The following is a 4394-nucleotide window of genomic DNA, read 5'->3' as shown; positions in this document are numbered from 1 at the left end:
ATGTAATAATATAGTTTTTTTCTATAGCTGCTTTTATGCTTGAAGATCATTATTTGAAGGGCTTTTTGGAAAATAAGAGCCTGAAAATGACCTTTTATTCAGATTGTGATTAAAAGTTAAACTGATAATTGTTTTTAAACCTCCCACTGATTTTGCCATCTAACTAACATAAAACATTAAAAGCAGAATTATTATGAAAAAAATATTTTTATCGTTAGCAATAGTAGCATCTCTTTCATTTGCTTCATCCGGGTATGCCCAAGAAAATAAAAAAGGTAATAGAGGTGGTTTCGATTTTAAGAAAGAATTAAACTTGTCTAGTGGGCAAGAACAAAAAATGGAAACAGCGCGTTCCGAATATAAAGCTAAGGCTGATGAATTGAAAGTAAAGAGTGATTTATCGAAAGAAGATAAATTGGCAAAGGGTAAAGAGTTGAGAGAACAACACATGACAACTGTCAAGAATATTCTTACTCCCGAGCAGCAAGCCAAAATGAAAGAGTTGCAGAGTAAGAGAGGTGATAGACCATCCAAAAAGATAGCCAGAAATAGCGAAAGATTTGGACGTAATAAAACAGATGGTGCTTCAGCCCTTAACAGAGGTGTAAAAGATTTGAATTTGACTGATGATCAGAAACAGAAAATTAAAGAACTGAATCAGGATTTCAGAACAAAATCGAGAGAACTAGCAAAGGCGCATCGTGAAGAACTCAATAAGGTTTACACACCTGAACAACAGGAAAAATTGAAAGAGTTCAGAAAGAGTTTATCGCAAAACAATAAGTTCTCACATCATAACAGAAGAGGTATGATGCCAAAATTGGATGAAGCGTCGAAAGAAAAGATAAAAGCATTGAAAGAAAATTTTGAAAAAGAGAAAAAAGCGATAGAATTAAGTCGCATTGCCCCTGATGCTCAAAAACAAAAGATTGTTGATCTTCGCCAGAATTTCAGAAAAGAAAGACAACAGATCATAAAAGATGCACGCAAAGTAGAAGAAAACAAACCTGTATAACACATTTATATAAATTTTTCAGAAAGGCTGTCTCAATTGAGGCAGCCTTTTTTGATGAAGCTAAGAGGAAATGATCTATTGAAAACAGAGTATGCAGTTAATTTAATTGCTACTTTTGTAACGAATGATATTAAAATTTTAGCTGAATAATGATTCCGTTTCTATATAATGTTGCTCAGGCATACTACAAAGCTTATGGTCAGGATATAAGTCGTTATACGTTTGTCTTTCCTAATCGTAGAGCCGGTATATTTTTTCAGCATTACTTATCACAAATAGCAGGAAAGCCAATTTTTTCACCCGAAATACTAACTGTTACCGATCTTTTCGAACGCCTTAGCACTTACAAAAAGGCGGACAGAATAGAGATGCTTTTCTTATTATTCGATATTTATAAAAAAATAAGTTCATCGGCTGAAACCTTTGATGAATTCTTATATTGGGGCGAAATGTTGTTAAACGACTTCGATGATGTTGATAAATATTTGGTCGATGCCGAACAGCTTTTTCGTAATATAAGCGACCTTAAAGAAATTGATGCAGGATTTGGATTTCTGACCGAAAACCAGATAGAAGCCATCCGCCGTTTCTGGTCTAATTTCTTGCCTGTAGGAGAAAATGATAAGAAAAGAGATTTTCTTGAAATGTGGGAAGTCCTTTTCCAATTATATACATCTTTGCGCGAACAGCTCCGATGCAAAGGGTTGGCCTACGAAGGGATGATTTTCAGAGATGTAACAGAAAGTGTGTCGAAAGATATGGACTACAGGTTGCCTTTCGAAAAAGTAATCTTTGTTGGGCTAAACGGGCATAGCAAATCGGAAGAAACATTGTTGCGCTATTTACAAAAACGTGGTGTGGCCGATTTTTATTGGGATTATTCATCACCCTTGGTGCGTGATCCTCAAAATAAGGCCTCGTTTTTTATCGACAGGAATAAAATGCTTTTCCCTACACAGTTAGCGTTAAGCCCTGAAGAACTAAGCATGGATCAGCCTATAGTGGAAGTTGTGGGGATTCCTTCGGCAGTGGGACAAGCTAAATATGTGTATTCGATTATTAAATCATTGATGAATGATCGGCAGATCACCTCGTCTACACAAGCAATGAATACAGCTTTGGTACTACCTGACGAAAACCTATTGCTTCCTGCATTATATTCTATACCTGAAGAAATAGACAAGATAAATGTAACGATGGGGTACAGCCTTGGTAATAGTTCTATATCAGGTTTGATGGAACACGTTTTTGATCTTCAGCGCAATATTCGCAGATCGGAAAATTATACTGGTTTTTACTATAAACCGGTATTGGCAATACTAAATCATCGCTACATAACTAATATAGCAGGTGATGAAGCTAAAAAGATGCGGCAGTTGATTATACAATATAATAAAACAATAGTGTCGTGGCAGGAAATACAGTCTCATCCTGTTTTTGAACTTATATTCAAGCCTGTATCCGGTTGGCAGGAAATACCGGACTACCTTCGGTCTATATTATCTGCATTGAAGACATCCCTTTATATAAAACCAGAAGATGAAGATGGAAGCGAAAATGCACGTTCGGTAGATATAGAAAGTGAATTTATAGTAGAATACTATAAGACTATAAATAAAATGGACGATTCGTTCAAAAACGTATTGCCCGAAATGACGATAGAAACTTATTTCAAACTCCTGAAGAAACTGATCGTTGGCATTAGTGTACCTTTTACCGGTGAGCCTTTGTCGGGCTTGCAGATTATGGGAGTATTAGAAACCCGTGCATTGGATTTTGATAATCTGATTATTCTTTCCATGAATGAAGGTATATTTCCTCTGAAAAAGGCTGCTAACTCATTTATACCTTACAATTTGCGTAAAGGATTCGACTTACCTACATACGAACATCAGGATAGTATATTTTCGTATCACTTTTATAGAATGATAAATCGTGCCAAACGTATTTATCTTCTCTATGATACACGTACCGAGGGATTGCAAACGGGTGAGGTTAGCCGCTATTACAAACAGATAAAGCACTTGTATGCCGACTCGTTCGAGATAAGGGAAAAACTGGCTGTATATAAGGTTTCATCATCAGAAAGTCTGACTATTTCCATTCAGAAAACACCTCAGATAATAGAGAAGATGAATGTATTTCTTCAAGGAGGAGATAAGCGTTTATCGGCAAGTTCTATTAATACATACCTCAATTGCCCATTACAGTTCTACTTTTCTGTTGTAGAAAATATGGCTGAAGAAGATGAGATAGCCGAAACGATTGAAGCCAGTACATTCGGTACTATTTTTCACTCTATAATGGAATGGCTTTACGAACCATTTAAAGGAAAAATGGTAACAGCCGATCTCTTGCAAATGATAAGTAAGAACGATAAGTTACTGACCGAAATGATCGAACGTTCTTTTGCCGAGAATTATTTTAAAACCGAGAAGGTAAAACGGCTTACAGGACAAAACTTTCTTACCGGCGAAGTCTTGCGTAAATATATTCGGAAAGTATTGGCTACCGATGCCAAGTTAACACCTTTTATCTATATCGATTCGGAAGAGAGGATCAAATGTGATTATAAATTGCCTTCGGGGAAAACCGTTTCCCTGAAAGGTATTATCGACCGGGTAGATGAAGAGAAAGGACGTACTCGTATAATAGATTATAAGACAGGTAAAGGTGTTCTTCGTTATAAGGAAATGAAAGATTTGTTTGATAAGGACCTTAAAGATCGCCCGAAAGCAGTAATGCAGGTATTTATGTACTCACATTTATATATGCTCGATCACCCCGATAAAATATTGGAGCCCGGCATTTATTACCTGCGCAATCTTTTCGACAGCCGTTTCGATCCTGATGTAATAAGTAGATCGGGTAGGGATGAGGTACGTATAACAGACTTTTCGGAATACAGGGCCGAGTTCACAGAGCATTTCGATGCTTGTCTCGACGAAATCTTTGATCCGCAGATACCATTTACTCAGACGCCTACAGGTGAAGCATGCAAATGGTGTATATTTACTAATATCTGCAAAAAATAATAATTTGAAATGTATTCATCTCTAAATATTTATATTGTGCCAATTGTTAAATTTTATACTAAAGTACAATAAGAAAGGTTTGAAAATAACATTTTTTCAATAAAAACACTAAATTTGCTAACAGTATGCTATTATCTTCTCGTAATTGTAATATTACTTTAATATACAAATGCGGACAAATTAGAACTTATATACCCAAAATATGACATGAGTATTGTGAACTCAGATACCATAGCCAATGACGAACTATATAAAAAACATGTAAATGAATTATATAGTTATGGAATTAGTTTGGGTTTTTCTAATAGCGTATGTATGGATGCGATACATGATATATTCTGTAA

General features: G+C 35.6%; 2 protein-coding genes. Both read left to right on the top strand.

The annotated features are described in order from the left end of the window. The first annotated feature begins 193 nt into the window (after positions 1–193). A complete protein-coding gene (locus JGH11_RS19180) occupies positions 194–1015 on the top strand; it encodes a Spy/CpxP family protein refolding chaperone (protein ID WP_201114481.1) in 822 nt (273 codons plus the stop codon). 149 nt (positions 1016–1164) lie between these two features. Further along, a complete protein-coding gene (locus JGH11_RS19175) occupies positions 1165–4050 on the top strand; it encodes a PD-(D/E)XK nuclease family protein (RefSeq protein WP_201114479.1) in 2886 nt (961 codons plus the stop codon). Positions 4051–4394: the final 344 nt, after the last annotated feature.

Source organism: Dysgonomonas sp. Marseille-P4677, from assembly GCF_016652235.1.
In the GTDB taxonomy this organism is placed as follows: domain Bacteria; phylum Bacteroidota; class Bacteroidia; order Bacteroidales; family Dysgonomonadaceae; genus Dysgonomonas.
This window is presented reverse-complemented; position numbering and strand designations above follow the sequence as displayed.

Coding starts and splice junctions, on each gene's coding strand:
- JGH11_RS19180 (WP_201114481.1), top strand. CDS start 194: ATGAAAAAAATATTTTTATCGTTAGCAATAGTAGCATCTCTTTCATTT.
- JGH11_RS19175 (WP_201114479.1), top strand. CDS start 1,165: ATGATTCCGTTTCTATATAATGTTGCTCAGGCATACTACAAAGCTTAT.